We start from the raw sequence: 18560 nt of genomic DNA on the forward strand, positions 1-18560 counted from the left end.
TTTGAACAGCAAAAATGAAAATTACAGATCATATAAAAAACGCAAAAGGTAAAACGCTTTTCTCTTTTGAGCTTTTACCTCCTGTTAAAGGGCAAAGTATCCAATGGATTTACGATGCCATAGAACCTCTTTTAGAGTTTAAGCCTCCTTTTATTGATGTAACTTCTTTACGTGAAGATTATATCTACAAACAAAAAGAAAACGGTCTGCTAGAAAATTATCTTACAGAAGAAGGCCAGGTACCATTGCTATTTGTGCTGCCATCTTAAATAAATACAAGGTTGATGCCGTACCACATTTAATATGCGGAGGTTTTACCAAAGAAGAAACAGAAAATGCCTTATTAGATTTACAATTTTTAGGTATTGATAATGTTTTGGTTTTAAGAGGCGATGCCCGTAAAGCAGATGCTTCTTTTATACCTACCCCAGGTGGCCATGCTTATGCTACAGATTTATTAGCTCAAGTAAAAAACCATAATGCTGGTAAGTTTTTACATGAGGATGTAGAGAGCGAGTATAAAAGTGATTTTTGCATAGGTGTAGCAGGCTACCCCGAGAAACATTTTGAAGCACCAAACTTATCTACAGATTTCAAATACCTAAAAAAGAAGGTAGAAATGGGTGCAGATTTCATCGTTACCCAAATGTTTTTTGATAACCAGAAGTATTTTGATTTTGTAAAGAAATGCCGCGAAAACGATATTAACGTACCTATTATACCGGGTTTAAAACCTATAAGTGCATTAAGCCAGTTGGTTAACTTGCCAAAAATTTTCCATATAGATTTACCCGAGGATTTATGCGAGGCTGTACAAAGCTGTAAAACCCCTAAAGATGTAAAGCAGGTTGGTACCGAGTTTATGATTAAGCAATGTAAAGAATTGATGGACTTTGGCGCTCCGGTTTTACATTTCTATACTATGGGAAGACCAGAACAAACAAGACAAATTGCAGAAGCAATTTTCAAATAAAAATTATTGATATTCTTCAAAAGCCGCATTTTTCATGTGGCTTTTTTTGTGCCTAAAAAATTGAGCTAATTCTTAGAAATAACAAGCCGTATGGTCTCTGCCGAAAACAGGCATCCTAAACTTTACCATAATCTCATGAGTACCTTTTTGTACGGTTGCTAAACGGGTATTGGTAAAATCAAAAGCATAACCCACCTGGAAATCTGGGTTAACAAAGAAAGATGCCATGGCGTCAAAAGAGTCTAAAGTACGGTAAGAAACCCCTAACCACAAACGGTCGCTTATTAACATATTCGCATTAATATCAAACTGTAAAGGCGAACCATTTACATATTTGGCTAAGATGTTGGGTTTTAATTTTAAGATATCGTTTAGGTTGATAAGATAGCCTGCTTGTAGTAAAAAATGTGGTTTATAACGACCAGCAATACGTGGCTGGCCAAAATCTGATAAGTCTCTATTATAAAAATGTGGAGAAGACAAGCCTACATAATATTTGCTTGAAAACAGCATTACGCCAACGCCAAAATTACCTCTCAGGTTACTTACATTCTGGAAGGCCGGGTCGTTAAAAGACTCTGGACTAAATGGATAATTCTCAGAAAAATTAGCTCTAAAACTACTCAACCCTCCATTTATACCTACTGCTAAGTAAGATTCGTAACCAATCTGAACCCTTTGTGCTAAAGTTAAATAACCCCAGTTTCTTTGATAACCTCACCTATTTGATCATTAATTAATAAACCTCCAATAAAAGTTTCGCTAGTACCTAAAGGCGAGTGGATAGATATGGTTTGGGTATTAGGTGCTCCTTTAAAACCTACCCATTGGTGACGAGATAAAGCGGTAACAGATAGAGATTCGTCTAGTGTTGGATAAGCCGGATTAATAGCCAAAGTATTGAACATGTATTGCGTATACATAGCCTCTTGTTGTGCCTGTACACGCAATACCAATAATACCTGTAATAAAACGAGTAGTAATAACCTCATACCTATGCGATAAAGAGCATATCATACAAAACATATAATAGCTCTTTGATTAACATTTTACGATAAAGGCCCTGTATTGTTACCGCTAATATGAATTTCTTTAAATACGAGATGATTATCTTCTCATAATGACGTAACCTTTATTAGCTTTTTGCTTTCCATCTGCAGATTTTGTATAAATCATAAAGAAGTAAACACCGTCAACTACAGGGCTTTGGCTATTAGCTAATATACCAATATTTGAAAACCCTGCAAATGCATTGTCTTTATTATTATAACCTTTTGTTTTGTATACTTCATTCCCCCAACGGTTGTAAATAACAACCTCATTATCAGGGAAACGCTCTATGTTATAAATGATAAATTTCTCGTTCCCTAAACCATCGCCGTTAGGAGACATGTAAGGATCTGGATTTATTTCTCCATTTTCTTCTGGACCAATAGGTTTATCTTCCGGATAAAAATCTGTAATGATAACATCTGTACCCGAACCAATTCTTACAAAAGCAGCTGGGTCTGGCGATACGATAGAAATTTCAACGCTTTCTTGTCCTTCTTTTAAGAAATCTTTTAGAGCTACTAAACTAAATTTCTGCGTGGTAATGGTGTCTCCTGCTGGAATCATCATGGTATCAAAATTTCCGCTTAAAGCGTAATCTTTATCTTGTGTAGCAGTTCCTGCAAAGTTCAATACAAAATTTACATCTTGAAATAAAGACTCGGTAAGTTTAGCTGTAACAATTAAGGTATCACCTTCATTTAATAAAGACACGCTTGGGGTAAGACTAACAGTAACCACTGGCTGTGTATATAATGTTGCCGTAGCTGTATCTCTTAATCCCGATGGATCTGTTAGGATATAAGTAAACCTATCTATACCTTTAAAATTGCGATTAGGGATATAAATAAAAGAACCATCAGATTCATCAAACTGGGCTAAACTACCTTTGGAAGTGCTTTGTAATACGCTAAAACGTAGCGGGTCTTGGTCTGGGTCACTATCATTAAGTGAAACACTGGCTCTTATAGTACTGTCTTTTTCACATAAAACTCATCGTCTAAAGCTATAGGGGCATCGTTTACAGCTACAAGGGTAATAATCACTGTAGCAATATTAGATAATCTGCCTAAAGCATCTCTAACGGTATAAGTAAAGCTATCAAAACCAAACTCATTTAAAGCCGGAGTATAAATGGCTTTGCCACTTTGCATCATTTGCACTCTGCCCTTTTGCGGGTTAGAAACCACATTTACACTTGCTGTATTAATTCCATCTGCATGGAAATCATTATCGGTAACAGAAAAAGTAATAGGTGTATCTTCTAAAGTACTTATCCTATCATCATTAGCTACAGGACCAATGTCATCATTTAGGATGGTAGCACTAGCATCATTACCCAAAATCATTTTACCTGCAAAATTGGTTGATAAGTCAAATATTTTGAAACCAAAAGTCTCGTTATTTTCTAATTCTATATCGCCAATTACAGGTACGGCAATGGTTTTAGTTTCGCCAGCAAAACCTGCAAATGAAACTCTGCCTGTACGGCTTTCATAATCTCTATTGGCGGTTGTAGCAGAAATATCGTAAGTATTATAGTCTAGGGTAAAAGAACGGTCGGTTGCTTTATCTAAAGTGATGTTAAAGTTAAAACTCTTTTGACCTAAATTTCCTTCTAAAGTTGGTGCCGGGGCAGTTATAGTAAGCTTGGCAACATCATTATCAAAAATATTAACCACTGGTACAGGCTGTGCTAAGCTCAGATTGTTATAAGCGTTTGCTATTTGTATGTTATTAAGTGCTACCGTTTCTGTTTCTTCTAAAACCAAATCATCGGCTACAGCTAATGGCAGCGCCACACTGTTTTGCCCTGCCGGGATAACCATACTACCCGTTGCCGGATTTGCTGTATAATCACTACTGCCGGCTGTACCCGCCAAACGATAGGTGATATTGATAGGTTGGTCTGAATTTACGCCCGGAGGTAAACTAAAAGTAAATCTTGCATCTTGCAAACCTTCTGTACCGTCTATTTTAGAAATGGTGATGATACCTTCATCATCATTTAAAATGGTAGCCATACTGCTATTTACCGGAATGCTTAACCGATTATTAAAATTGTTACTTAAGCCAGAAATGGTGAAATTAAAATTCTCATTGCCTTCAAGTTTTAAATCGCCGTTTACAAAAACGGTAACGGTACGGATTTCTCCGGCAGTTCCGGCGAAACTTAAAACTCCGGTAGCGGCATTATAATCATTATCGGCATTGGTTGCAGAGCCGTCTTGTGTTGCGTAGTTTAAAGTAAAATTATTACCAGTTGCTTTATCAAGCGTAACGGTAAAATTAAATGGGGTTGTGCCATTATTTCCCTCGTTTATTCTAATGGCATCGCTTATTCTTAAGGTAGCAACATCATTATCAATAATTCTAAGGGTTGGTAAAACAGGGTTAAAACTTATACTACTATTATAATTACTATTGATAGAATTGATAGTTATACTAATGGTTTCATCCTCCTCAATGATATCATCATCAATAACAGGTAAATCTAAAATTGCTCTTTCTGCTCCGGCAGGAATAGCGATAACTCCATTTACAGAGCCTCTATAATCTGTATCTCCGGCTGTAGCCGTACCACCTAAAGTGTAGTTGATAACGGTGGGAATATCGGCGGTAACTCCGGCAGGGAAACTAAAAATAAACCTAGCCGCTTGCTGGCCTGCCTCGGCCCCATTAAGGCCAGTAACTGTAATTACAGCAGTATCATCATTTTTTATGGTGGCCGTAGCCGATGAATTTTGCAGCGTTAACCTTCCTTCAAATGTGTTTGATAAAGTTCCTAAAGCTACTCTCAATATTTCATCAGCTTCTAGTTTTCTATCTCCATTAACAAGAACACGTATATTTCTTGTTTCATTAACATTACCTGTAAAATTTAATTGTGCGCTAATAGGCACATAATCAGCATCAGCAGAGGTGGCTGTGGCATCTGCGGTAGCAAAACTTAAGGTAAAAGGTAAACTGGTTTGTTTATTTAAGCTAACCGTAAAAACTGCTTCGCTTGTTCCTAAATTACCTTCGTTTAGCTCTATATTCTGGATACTTAAATGGCCTGTATCGTTATCTTCTATTTCTGCTTGGGCTGGCGAGTTTACTACCGTAATCCCATTAAAACTGTTATTAATTACCGCTCCGGCAGTTAAAATCAAAGTTTCTTTGCCTTCAATAATTTCATCGTTAACAACAGGCAAGCTTAATAATACATTATTTTGCCCGGCAGGTATAGTAACTGTACCGGCTAAAGCGCCTGTATAATCATTGGTAGTTGCAGTACCTGTTAAAGCGTAAGGAATGGTTGTAGCAACATCACTCACTACCTGAGGCGGGAAACTAAATCTAAACCTTACAGCTGTACCATCTTCAGAGCCATTTAAAGCAGTAATCATGATGCTTCTGTTCGCCGGGATATTATCATCATCTAAAATAATTCCTCGGGCTGGCGAACCTGCTACTTTTAAACGATTGTTAAAATTATCGGTTAAACCTAGTAAATTCACGAAGAAATCTTCTGTCTGCTCGATATTTCTATCGCCATTAACCAATACAGTAACAGGGTAACTTTCTGATGCATTGCCTGCAAAATTAAGTGTGCCACTGCGTGGAATATAATCATTAGCCACAACCGTAGCGCTACCATCGGCCGTTGCGTAATTGATGCTGAAACTTCTACCTGTATTTTTATCTAAGCTAATTATGAAAGTTAAAGCTGTTGTGCCTGTATTTCCTTCGTTTACGCTGATGGGACCATTAATACTTAGGGTAGCTTCGTCATTATCTCTAATGATAGCTGTTGGAATAAGTGGATTTAAAGTAATAGCAGCACTATAAAGGGTGTTTAAAGCGCTTACGCTGATGCTGATGGTTTCATCTTCTTCTATCAAGTTATCATCTACAACAGGTAAAGAAAGTGTAGCGCTGTTTTGATAAGGTGCTATGGTAATACTACCCGTATTTGCACCCCTATAATCTACACCGGCAGCTAAAGCAGTACCAGCAAGCTGATAATCTATCTGGATAGGCTCATCTGTAAGCACATTTGGCGGTAAGCTAAAAATAAAACTTACTGGGGCGCCACCTTCTGTGCCATCTGTTTTGGTAATGCTTACCTGCGCATCATCATCGTTTAGAATAGTGCCTGTAACAGTATGGATAGGGATGCTTAAACGGTTATTAAAATTATCTACCAGAGGCTCTAGCATAAGATTAAACTGTTCGTCTCGCTCTATATTAATGTCTCCATTGATGGTGATGGTGATGGTTTTTCGCTCGTTAGCATCGCCTGTAAAGGCAATAGTTTCTGCTTTTGCGATATAATCTTGGTCTGCAACCGTAGCGGTAGCATCAGCAGTACGGAAACTCACATCAAAACCACGTGAAGTTTGTCTATTTAAAACAACATCGAAATTGATTTGCGTTACGCCATTATCGCCTTCTGTAATTTGGGCAGCTTCTAGGGTTAAGGTTGCTTCATCATTATCTTTAATTTGAAGTGTTGATGGCGAATTAGCAACCACAATATCTTGATAGTTGCTGTTATTGATATTACCTGTTATCAAAGAAACGGTTTCGGTATCTTCTACAATAGCATCATCTGTAACGGTAAGATTTAAAGTAACGCTATTTTGCCCTGCCGGGATGATTAAGCTACCTGTGGCGGCTGTTTGAAAATCTTGATTGATAATTGCCGTACCGCCCAAAGTGTAGAATATTTCGGTATCGGTATCTAAAGTTACGCCACTTGGGAAAGCTACGCTAAAAGAAGCATTGTTTGCACCTTCTTCGCCATCAATTTTAGTGATAATTAGTGTTTTATTCAGCGGATTATTATCATCATCTAAAATAATTCCTCTGCTAGGTGAACCAGAAATTCTTAATCGACCGTCATAAGAAAGACTTAAGTTTTCTAACCAAAGCTCAAAAAACTCGGTACCTTCTACTCTAGTATCGCCATTAATGGTAAGGGCAATGGTTTTAGTTTCATTGGCTAAACCAGCAAAAGCTAAAGTACCTGTAAGACTTTGATAATCGTTATTAACCACACTGGCAGTAGCATCTTGTGTACGATAGTAAACCGTAAAATTAGCAGCTACGGCTTTGTCTAATTTAACTTCAAAAGTGAGGGTTTTAGTTCCTGTATTTCCCTCTGTAATACTTAAAGGACCATTAATGGTTAAGGTAGAAATATCATTATCTTCTATGCTTAAAGTATCTATACTGCTTCGCATTTGAAGATTATAATCACTCATTACATTATTTACGCTTAGTACTACGGTTTCTGTTTCTTCAAGCAGCGTATCATCTATCACATTAATATCTAAAATAGCGCTATTTGTATTGGCAGGTATGGTTACACTACCTGCTGCTGGGTTGTTATAATCTGTCCCGGCAGCAGCAGAACCAGATAATACGTAGTTGATTTGTACAGGTTTATCTACCGTAACACCTGCTGGTAAACTAAAAATAAATTGTCCCTTTTGCGCTCCGGTTTCTTTTCCGTTTAGGGATGATAAGGTGATATCTCCTAAATCATCATTATTAATAACAGCATTTACAGTAGGATTAACAAGCGTTAAACGGTTATTAAAGTTTTCTGATAGCGAATCTAATAACATGCTAAAAACCTCGTTGGCTTCTATTTTACGGTCGCCTTTTACATCAACGGTAAAATTGATGGTTTCACCTGCATTGCCATTAAAGCTTAAATTACCGCTGGTTAAGGTATAATCTTGGTCGGTAATTGTAGCTGTACCATCAAGGGTTTTATATGTTACAGTAAACGGAGTAGAAACTTTTTTATTTAAACTTACTGTAAAGGTAAAAGGCGCTGTACCTACATTGCCCTCGTTCATAGGAGCCGGACCAATTAAGGTTAGAGTAGCATCATCATTATCTAAAATAGCTAAAGAAATACCCGAATTATTAACCAAAATTGGATAAGAACTTGCCACTAAGCCTGTAGTTAAAATTACATTTTCTGTAAGTTCTACCTCTTGGTCGTCTATCACCGGAAGGTTTAAAATAAACTCATTATTATTAGCAGGAATGGTAATATTACCATTGATAGCGCCAGTATAATCTGTCCCTTGGCCAATTGACAATCCGCTTAAAGTATAAGGAATGGTTATATTTTGGTCTACAGTAACATCGGTATCAAAATTAAATTTGAAGATAGCTGGTTTAGTGCCATCGGCTCTTTCTTCACCATCTTCTTTGGTGATGGTGATATTGCTATTATCATCATTTATAATTGTGGCCGATGTTTGCGTTTGTGCAAAGCTTAACCTATTGCCAAAATTGGTGCTAAGGTTACTTATCAAGAAATTGAAGGCTTCATTGGCTTCTATTTTTCTATCTCCGTTGATAGAAATTCTTACCGTTTTAGCTTCGCCAGCAGTACCGTTGAAATTTAAAACCCCAGCAAGCGGAATATAATCTTGGTCGCTGGCTTTAGCTTGGTCATCTGCGCTAGCAAAATTTATGTTAAATGCTGTGGCGGTTTCTTTGTTTAGGGTAATGGTGAAATCGGCAAAAGAGACGTCGCCTAAATTACCTTCTGTAATAGAAAGTGGTGCATTCAGGGTAATTAGAGCTATATCATTATCTATAATTTGAAGGGTTGGCAAAGTATTTTCTACCGTTAGCGGATAAGGAGCGCTTACATTTACACCAGAAATACTTACAGTTTCATTGCCCTCCACAATGGCGTCATCAACAATATTTAACTCGGTATCTATAGAAGAAGTACCTGCCGGGATGGTGATGGTATTTAAATTTAGGGAAGTGTAATCTGCCGGAGCTAATGCTATACCGCCTAAAGTATAATTAATAACAGTTGGTGCATCTGCTGTTACTCCGTTTATAAAGCTAAATCTGAAAATTCCTTTTGTACCATCCTCAGAACCGTTTACTGCTGTTACTCGGATGGTGCCTGCATCATCATTTAATAGGGTTGCTTTACCAACTGATGCGGTATTATCTAAAGCTAATCTATTTTCAAAAGTATTAGAAATAGCTCCTAAAACTAGGTTAAAGACCTCGTCTTGCTCTATTTTTAAATCTCCGTTATAGGTGATGGCAATATTTTGTGTTTCATTGGCATTACCATTAAAGTTTAGCACATTATTGATGCGGGCTACATAATCTTCTCCGGCTGTAGCGTTAACGTTTTGCGTATTGTAAATGATGTTGAAAGGCAGCTTGGTAGCTTTATCTAAACTTACGGTAAAGATTAAGGTTTGTGTGCTGCTATTGCCTTCTTGCACACTAACATTGTTGATAGCTATTGTAGCCCTATCATTATCCAAAATGTCTAAACTTTGAGCTGCGTTTGCTAAGGTAATACCATAAACACTTAAAGGTAAAGTAGCGCTTAGGCTTAGTGTTTCTGTACCTTCCACCACAGCATCATCAACCATTTGAACTGGTAAAACCACGCTATTTGCCCCGGCATTGATGGTGATACTACCCGGTAAATTAGCAAAATCTGCCCCTGTAGTTGCCGAGCCTGATAACAAATAATTAATGTTGATGTCTTGGTCTGCTGTTATACCTGCTGGTAAGCTAAACCTAAATAAACCATCTTTAATACCCTCTTCGCCATTTTCGCTGCTGATGGCAATAGCGCCAGTATCATCATTCAAGATACGAAGTTGTAGCGGCGAGCCTTGTACGGTTAAGCGGTTATCAAAATTGATACTTGGCGCACTTAAATTGATAGCTAAAGTTTCATCAGCTTCAATTTTTTGATCGCCACGGATAAATAATTTAAAGGTTTTGCTCTCTCCGGCTTGACCGAAAAAATCTATAAAACCTGCTAAATCTAAATAATCTTGGTCTGTTGTACTGGCTGTGATACCTGTTGCAGCATAATCTACCCTAAAAGGCGAAACCGTTGCTTTGTTTAAAGTTACAGTATAGGTAACTTCTGTTGAGCCGCTGTTGCCTTCATTCACAGCTGTACTTCCTGTTAAGGTGAGTTGGGCAACATCATTATCTGTAATATTTACCACAGGCAAAACCGGGTTAAGGGTGATGCCGCTATAGACACTATTAACCGAAACCGCAGTAAGACTTACATTTTCTGTAAATTCTACCAAATCATCATCATTGATGTTTAAAGTTAAAGTTCCTGATGATGCATTTGCAGGAATAGTAATAGCTGTTGCAGATGGATTTGCAGTATAATCTACTCCCGCTCCGCTTGCTGTACCACCTAAACTAAAGTTAATTAGGGTTTCTTTATCGGATGTAAAGCCCGTAGGAAAACTGAAAATAAATTGCCCATTGTTTCCACCCTCGGCAGCATCTTGTTTGGTGATACTGATAACAGCCGCATCGTCATTTTCTATAGTACCATTTACTGTGTTAGCCGGGATTGTTAAATGACCTTCAAAATTGTTAGATAAAGTACCAAGGATGATATTAAACACCTCGTTAGCTTCTATTTTGGTATCGCCTGTGATAGGAATACTAATGGTTTCTGTTTCATTAGCTGCACCATTAAAACTTAATAAAGCGCCGCCAGGTACAGCTTGATAATCTTCGCCAGCGTTTGCATTAACATCAGCGGAAGCGTAAGCTAAAGTGAAAGGTAAAGCAGTTTGTTTGTCTAAAGTAACTGTAAATAACATATTGCTGCTACCTGTATTAAGCTCGGGCTGGTTAATTGCTGTAATGGTTAAAGTAGCCTCATCATTATCAGTAATGGTAATGGTTTCTTGCGGATTATTGATACTGATATTTAAGCTATTTGGTCTAACTGAGGCTGTTATCCTAACCGTTTCTGTGCCTTCTACAATTAAATCATCAGTAATGATAACTGGTAAATTTATAGCATTACTGCCCGCTGCTAATACCAAAGTACCTGATGTTGCGGCATGGTCTGCTCCTGATAAAGCTGTACCATCTATCACATAATCTATAGTTAAATTCTCGCTGGCAACTACGCCTACAGGCAAGCTAAAAGTAAAGCTTCCGTTATTTGCTCCTTCCTCACCATTTAGTTTGGTAATGTTGATGTTATCGTTATCATCATTTAAAATATTAACCGCCAAAGGCGAACCTTGTAGCACCAATCTGTTATTGAAGTTATTATCTAAACCAGAAAGTTGTAGGGTAAAAGTTTCATTTGGTTCAATATCGATATCGCCATTTACTAAAACATTGATAGTTTTGGTTTCATTGGCTAAACCGGTAAAATTTAAAGTTCCTGATGATGCTACATAATCTGAATTGGCACTTGTAGCTGTTTGATTTTGTGTGCTGTAATTGATATTGAAACCTGCTCCGGTTGCTTTGGTTAGCTTTACGGTATAGGTTAAAGTTGTAAAACCAGTATTACCTTCTAAAACACTTGGCGGACCAGCCAAAACAAGTTCTGCTTGGTCATTATCGGTAATGTTTAAAATTGGCCTTGCTGGGTCTAAACTAATACCTGGGTAGGCAGCATCAAGTGCCAAACCTAATACTTCCACCGTTTCTGTGTCTTCTATACGGGTATCGTTAATGATGTTGAGCGTAATTTCTGCAAAAGAAGCACCTGCCGGGATAGTGATGCTTGATGTGAAATTAGCGGTATAATCTGCATCTAAACCTGATGGTAGGGCCGTACCCGCCAAATTATAATTTAAAACAATAGGCTGTGCAGCAGTTGCTCCGTTTAAAAACTCGAATCTTATTTTACCATTAACACCATCCTCAGAGCCATTGCTTACCACCATTCTAATGATGCCAGAATCATCATTTTGGATGGCTGCAACACTAGTATTTACAGGTATACTTAACCTATTTTGAAAGTTATTAGATAGACTACCTAATAAAAGGTTCAATATTTCATTGGGTTCTACTTTGGTATCGCCATTAATGACTATTTCTACCGTTTGCTGCTCATTTGCTAAACCATTAAAATTTAAAGTACCCGTTTTCAATACAAAATCTTCTCCTGCAAGAGCGCTTCCATCAACAGTTTGGTAAGGTATAGAAAACGGCTGCGCTGTTGCGGCAGTTAACCTCAATATAAAAGTTTGTGTGCTGGTGCCCACATTTCCTTCTGGTGCGGCAGTTGGGGCGGTAACTAAAATTTCTGCAATATCATTATCCTGAATGTTTAATGATGCAGTACTGTTAGTTAAATTGATACCATAAGCACTATTTACAGCCACTGCATTTAATTCTAGTGTTTCTTGTCCTTCTACAATGGCATCATCAACTACATTGATATTTAGCTGAGCGCTATTTTGCCCTGCAGGAATGGTAATGGTTACTGGCGATGGATTCGTCAAATAATCTGCATTAGTAGCAGTGCCAGACAAAACGTAATTGATAACTGTTGCTTGGTCTGAAGTTACGTTAGCCGGAAAGCTAAACCTAAAATAACCATTGGCGCCACCCTCGGCACCATCTGCTGCAGTAATGGTAATATCGCCAGAATCATCATTTAAAATGGTGGCCGATACAGTATTTTGTGGAACGGTTAATAAGCCACCAAAATCATCACTTAAACCACTAATGATAAAGTTAAAAAGCTCATCAGCTTCTATTTTAGCATCTCCATTTACAACAACATTAACAGTTCTGGTTTCTCCGGCAGTAGCCCCAGTAAAACTTAATTGGTTGGTCTGCGGAACAAAGTCTTGATCAGTGGCACTAGCAGTACCGTTTACTGTGGTATAATTAATAGTAAAAGGCCTTTGTGTAGCTTTACTTAAAACTACCGTAAAGGCAACATTTTGTGTAGTTGCACTAGCACCCTCTGTAATACTTGGCGGCCCTGTTAATTGTAGTGTTGCAGCATCATTATCTAAAATATTAGCATTGGTTGTTAAGCTTAACGCTGTTATGTTATAATCGCTAACGATATTGTTAATGGTTAGGATAAGCGTTTCAGTATTCTCAACCAAATCATCATCAATTACAGGAAGAGTTAAGATAATACTCCCTGTATTGGCGGGTAAAACAATGGTATTGGTGATAGCTCCGGTATAATCAGTTCCGTTACTAGCAGAACCACTTAAGGTATAAGTAATACTGGTATTTTTATCTACCGTTATTCCGGCTGGTAAAGCAAAGGTGAAACTTGCAGGAACTAAACCTTGCTCATTTCCGTTGCTAGCTGTGATACTTAATTGGGCTTGGTCATCATTTAAAATAGTTCCTGTTGCAAGGGCATCAGCGAAAGCTAAATGGCCACCAAAATTATTACTGATAGCACTTAAATTTAGGGTAAAAGTTTCATCGGCTTCAATCTTGGCATCACCGTTAAGGGTAATATTGATGGTTCTTACCTCACCTGCTGTACCATTAAAAGTTAAAGTACTATTTACTGCTGCCAGGTAATCTTCTCCGGCTGTAGCTGTAGCATTTGCTGTGGAATAGCTTACATTAAAACTCTCTTTAGTTGGCTGATTTAGGGTAACATCAAAACTTAAAATTTTGGTACCATTATCTCCTTCTGTTATACTGGCATCAGCAATACTCAGGGTGGCAAAATCATTATCTGTAATATTTAAAGTTTGTGGCGAATTAGCAATCACAATATTATAAGGACTTGTTACCGTCCCTGTAGTGATAGAAATACTCTCTGTACCTTCTACAATAGCATCATTTATGACAGGTAAATTTAAGCTAACACTATTACTTCCTGCTGGTATGGTGATGGTTCCGGTAAGTGCCCCTGTATAGTCTGAACCATTACCTAAAGCCAAGCCGCCCAAAGTATAATTAAAAGTTATGGCTTGGTCTGCCACAACACCTGCTGGTAAACTAAAAGTAAAAACAGCTGCTGCGCCGCCTTCTACTCCGTTTGTGCTGGTAATATTGATATTTCCGCTATCATCATTTAATATTTTGGCTGTTGCCGATGTATTTGCAAGTGTTAAAAGACCACCAAAATTTTCGCTTAAATTGCTTAAAGCGAGATTAAACAACTCATCGGCTTCTATTTTAGCGTCTCCGTTTAGGGTTACGCTTACCGTCCTAATTTCATTTAAAGCGCCAGAAAAACTTAAGCTACCATTCTCTGTGATATAATCTTCTCCGGATAAAGCAGTTAAATTATTGGTATCATAATCTATAGCAAAAGGGCGTTCTGTTGCTTTGTTTAATTGAACTTGAAATTGTACGATTTTGCTGGTACCATCTGCTCCCTCTGTAACATCTGCAGGGCCAATTAAGGTTAAAGTACCAGCATCGTTATCTAAAATATTTAAAGTTTGTGGCGAGTTGCTTACGCTGATGGTATAAGGACTATTAACCAAACTACTGCTTAAAATGATGGTTTCTAAGCCTTCTATCGTATTGTCATCAATTACAGGTAGGCTAAGCGTTACATTATTTTGCCCTGCCGGGATGATGATGGTGCCAGAAGTTGCCCCGGTATAATCAGCCGCAGCAGTTGCCGAGCCTGCTAAGGTATAGCTAATTTCTGTTGGGCTATCAACCGTAACGCCCGTAGCAAAACCGAAAGTAAAAGTACCTGCAACTTGCCCAGTTTCATTTCCGTTAGTAGAAGTGATTTGAATGGTTGAAGCATCATCATTTACAATGGTACCCGTTGCACTTGCATTGCCTATAGCTAAATGGTTATTAAAATTTTTAGATAGATTTTGAAGAGTAACCGTAAAAAGCTCATTCGGTTCTATTTTAGCATCACCAATAACCGTTATAGTGGCTGTTCTCACCTCTCCAGCGGTACCAGAAAAACCTAAAGTTCCGTTGGCTACAGCCTGATAGTCTTCACCTGCTAAAGCTGTACCGTTTGTAGTAAAATAATTAACAGAGAAAGATTCTTTAACCGCATTGTTTAGCGTTACGTTAAAGCTGAAGATCTTGTTACCGCTATTACCTTCTGTTTCTGTCACATTAGAGATAGAAATGTTGGCATTATCATTATCGGTAATGGTAATTGTTTGTGGCGAGTTGGTAACAGTAATACCGTAGGGGTTAGCAATGGCTCCGGTTGTTAGGGTTAAATTTTCGGTGCCCTCAACTAAATTATCATCAATAACATTAAGGGTTAACGATACAGAATTTTGCCCTGCTGGTAAAACGATATTCCCTACAGCTGTACCCGTAAAATCACTACCATTAGCTAAAGCAGAACCTGTAAGTGCATAAGGGATAAGCAAATTTTGGTCGGCAGTTTTACCATTATCTAAAGTAAAAGTAAAGCGCACATTCTGGCCTCCTTCTGCACCATCTATTTTGGTAATGGTAATATTGGCAGCATCATCATTTACAATGTTTCCGCTTGTATTAGGACTTGGAATAGTTAAACGACCACCAAAATTATTGTTCAACGTTGTCAGCAATAAATTAAAACTTTCATTTGCTTCTAGCTTTTGGTCGCCATTTACTAAAACCGTAATGTTTTGTACCTCGTTTAAAGTGCCGTTAAAAGTTAAGGTTCCGCTGCTCGTTACATAATCATTATCTGCTATGGTAGCTATATTATTTGCAGTATTATAATTTACCGTAAAGCTACTGCTAGTTGCTTTACTTAAAGTTACCGTATAGTTGAAAGCAGTTGTGCCGCTATTACCTTCTGCTAAAACAATGGGGTTACTGATGGTTAAAGTGGCAGCATCATTATCAAAAATATTTAAAGTTGGCACCGTTGGATTTAACGTAATGTTAGTCCCTAAAGGCAAACTATAGGCACTATTTATTCTTACAATATCTATGATTACTGTTTCTGTACCTTCAACAATATCATCATTTACCGTATTTAAAGTTAAAGTTGCGCTTTGTTGCCCTGCCGGGATGATGACAGAACCTGTTAAAGCTTCTGGATAATCTGGGCCGCTACCTGTTGCAGTACCGCTAAGTTCGTATTCAACTTCGGTATCAGCATCGGCAAAAACTCCCGGAGGGAAACTAAAAATAAACCTAGCTGGGATAGCATTTTCCTCGTTTCCATCTACTTTGGTGATGGTAATTTGCGCATTATCATCATTATTAATAGTGCCTGTAGCGGTTCCCATAAAAATGGTATTGCCTCCGGTGGGGTTGGCTAATGTTATGGTAAAGGTTTCATTAGCTTCAATAATATTATCTGTTGCAATGGGGATAAGAATATTTGTTGTTGTACTTCCTGCCGGGATGGTTATAGTGCCACTAGTTAATCCAGCAAAATCAGATGCTTGGGTAGTGCCGTTTGCGATAGCATAATCTACAGAAATATCACAAGCAGAAACTGCAGACAAACTAACTGGGAAACTAAGATTTCGGGTGCCCCCTGTACCCTCTGCTACAATTGCACTAGCAACACTTATTGTTCTAACATTTATACTTACCGATGCATCTTCTTTGATATTATTACAACCTGCTGTACCTGCATTACATTCTATTAAAGGGTCTGTTGGTGGTAAAGCATCTTCATTGGTGGCGTCTGGGTCTGTAACATCAATAGGTCTTAAAATAGATGCGCTGGTACTTAAAGTTCCACCCGGATAATTATTTAAAGCTCCATTAATAGTAAATGCGATAACGGCAGCATTAGACATGTCTAAAGTTGCGCTATATTGACCAGAAGTAGTTGCACTACCAGTTATAGTTGCTGTACCCGTTGTAACTGCTGATGTTGTGCTGCTAACGTTAAATTGTGTTGGAAAGTTAAAAGTAAATTTTGCCCCAGAAACAGCATCAGGACCATTATTTCTTACCCTAACTACGTAGCTGATATTTTCACCAACACAATAAGAAGTTTTACTTGGTACAATACTGATGACTTCTAAATCTGCCTCTTTAAGTGTCACATTCATAAATGGAAGCACTGTATTACTCACTACATATGTCCAGGTGTCTAATCCTACTTCATTTCCAAACGCATTATCATTATAGGCGTTGCTACCCCATTTATGCCCATTTACAGCACTACTAATACCATTTACGGATGCATCTCTAGGATTAGAAGGGTTAGTATTAGAGGAAATACCAGTATCATTCCAATAGACAATATCATTAGGCGCATTTACGCCGTTTAATCGTCTTATAATAATTCCATTGATATTATTTTCTACATCTAAAAACGGAAAATGGACTTCACCACCTACCAAGCTTAAGTTTAAATTGCTAGGACTAAAGGTGAAATTACCTTGAACTTTAGCTCCTAAACCATTTAAACCATCCCAATATATGGTATTGCTTCCCGAGCCTGCTAAACCTGTTAATCTCCTATCAATAGCATCATTAAAAATTCCATTTTTATTGATATCAATATCAATAATATAACTTCCTGTTTGGTTAGTTTCAAAAGTTAAATTAGCACCTAAAGGTGCAGTACCTGCTTGGTTTTGCGTACCTTCTTTACCTTCAAATAGAAAATTAGCTGCCTGCGGACTCACAGGAGTTGTATACAACCAAGTGCTGCCAGAAGGTGTTGCCGCAGTTGCGGGCATGCTTGCATCTGGCGTATTGAAAAATATTTTGTGAGTAATATCTGTACCGGTATCTAAAGTTCTGGGGTCTTGCACAGGAATAGTTCCTGTTAAGGTATTTACGCTTCTATAAATAGGATTCCCTAATGCATCTTTAAAGCCTTTATTATTGGCAAAAAAACTAAACACATAGCCAGATTGCCCATTATTATCTACATCATACTGATAACCATCTTTAGTAAGTATTTTAAATTTTCCTGTGAAATTAGCGTCAAAGGCACCTATTGAGCCAACAAAAATATTAGTAAAAGCTCGGCCAGTTACAAATGCCGTATTGGCACTATTTCTAACAGAAACATCAAAAGCAGCTATTCCGGGGCTGCCACTAGATTGAGTCCAAGCTGCATTAGCATTGGTTCTATTGATACCAGATTGTTGCCCTGCAGTAACATCAGGGGAGATAAAATCAATTTCCCAAACACCTTCTTGCCCTACGCCTACAGGTAAAATCCATGGTGTATAGCCTCCTGCATTAGGCAATGGTCCCGCATCTTCTTGGTTTTTATTAGTAATTAAACCTACTCCTGCGGCTAGAGCTGCTGAACTATAGGTTGCCCCTCCGGGCGCTCTCACATTCATTCTACCATTACCTATTTGTTGCGCACTTGAGCCTAAGTATATGAATTCCCCTGCTCTAACATATACCTTAACAGTACCTAAAGTTGGAAAAGGATTATTATTAGAAACGGTAGTAGTACTTAATAAAAAAGCCCGATGTCCAACGCCTCCGCCTGTTACAATTAAATCTTTACTACCTTCAGCAAAAGAAAATTGACACATACCCATCCAAAACAAGAAAAAAACAGAAATCCATTTAAAAAAGGCATCCCTTAATTCTTGATTTAGACTAACTAGATTGAAACTATGAGCATTTCTTCTTTTAAGCACTGATTTTCTTTATGCGGTTACCTTTGGTAACATGATACGACTCCAAACAATAAGATAGTAGCAGCTTTATAGCACTAAGCTGCTGTTGGTGTCTTACGAAAAGGATGCTTTTTGGTTACTAAAAATCTAGAATATTGACACAGATAAGATTAATCTAAAAATATTAACTCAAAAAAAAGGCCTAGTAAACTACTAAGCCCTTCTTAATT

General features: G+C 37.8%; 2 protein-coding genes and 3 pseudogenes. 1 reads left to right on the forward strand and 4 read right to left on the reverse strand.

Annotated features, from left to right (window positions below; all coding sequences use genetic code 11):
• Positions 1 to 14: 14 nt before the first annotated feature.
• A pseudogene (locus FYC62_RS11315) lies at positions 15 to 973 on the forward strand (methylenetetrahydrofolate reductase).
• Positions 974 to 1045: 72 nt separating this feature from the next.
• On the opposite strand, the pseudogene FYC62_RS18170 reads toward FYC62_RS11315, so the two are convergent.
• The 4 genes and pseudogenes from FYC62_RS18170 to FYC62_RS11330 form a co-directional block, all read right to left on the reverse strand.
• Positions 1046 to 1965 (reverse strand): annotated as a pseudogene (locus tag FYC62_RS18170) (PorP/SprF family type IX secretion system membrane protein).
• Between the two features lie 115 nt (positions 1966 to 2080).
• Positions 2081 to 2737 carry a gliding motility-associated C-terminal domain-containing protein gene (locus tag FYC62_RS11325; protein ID WP_149074991.1) on the reverse strand — a complete coding sequence of 219 codons (657 nt, stop codon included), beginning with the start codon at positions 2735 to 2737 and terminating at the stop codon, positions 2081 to 2083.
• A gap of 99 nt (positions 2738 to 2836) precedes the next feature.
• Positions 2837 to 2992 (reverse strand): annotated as a pseudogene (locus FYC62_RS18175) (Ig-like domain-containing protein); the annotation flags it as partial.
• Positions 2989 to 18351: a Calx-beta domain-containing protein gene (locus FYC62_RS11330; RefSeq protein WP_168199430.1), complete on the reverse strand. Its 15363-nt coding sequence runs from the start codon at positions 18349 to 18351 to the stop codon at positions 2989 to 2991. The pseudogene FYC62_RS18175 and the gene FYC62_RS11330, both read right to left, overlap by 4 nt.
• Between the last annotated feature and the right edge of the window lie 209 nt (positions 18352 to 18560).

Source organism: Pedobacter aquae (assembly GCF_008195825.1).
In the GTDB taxonomy this organism is placed as follows: Bacteria; Bacteroidota; Bacteroidia; order Sphingobacteriales; family Sphingobacteriaceae; genus Pseudopedobacter; species Pseudopedobacter aquae.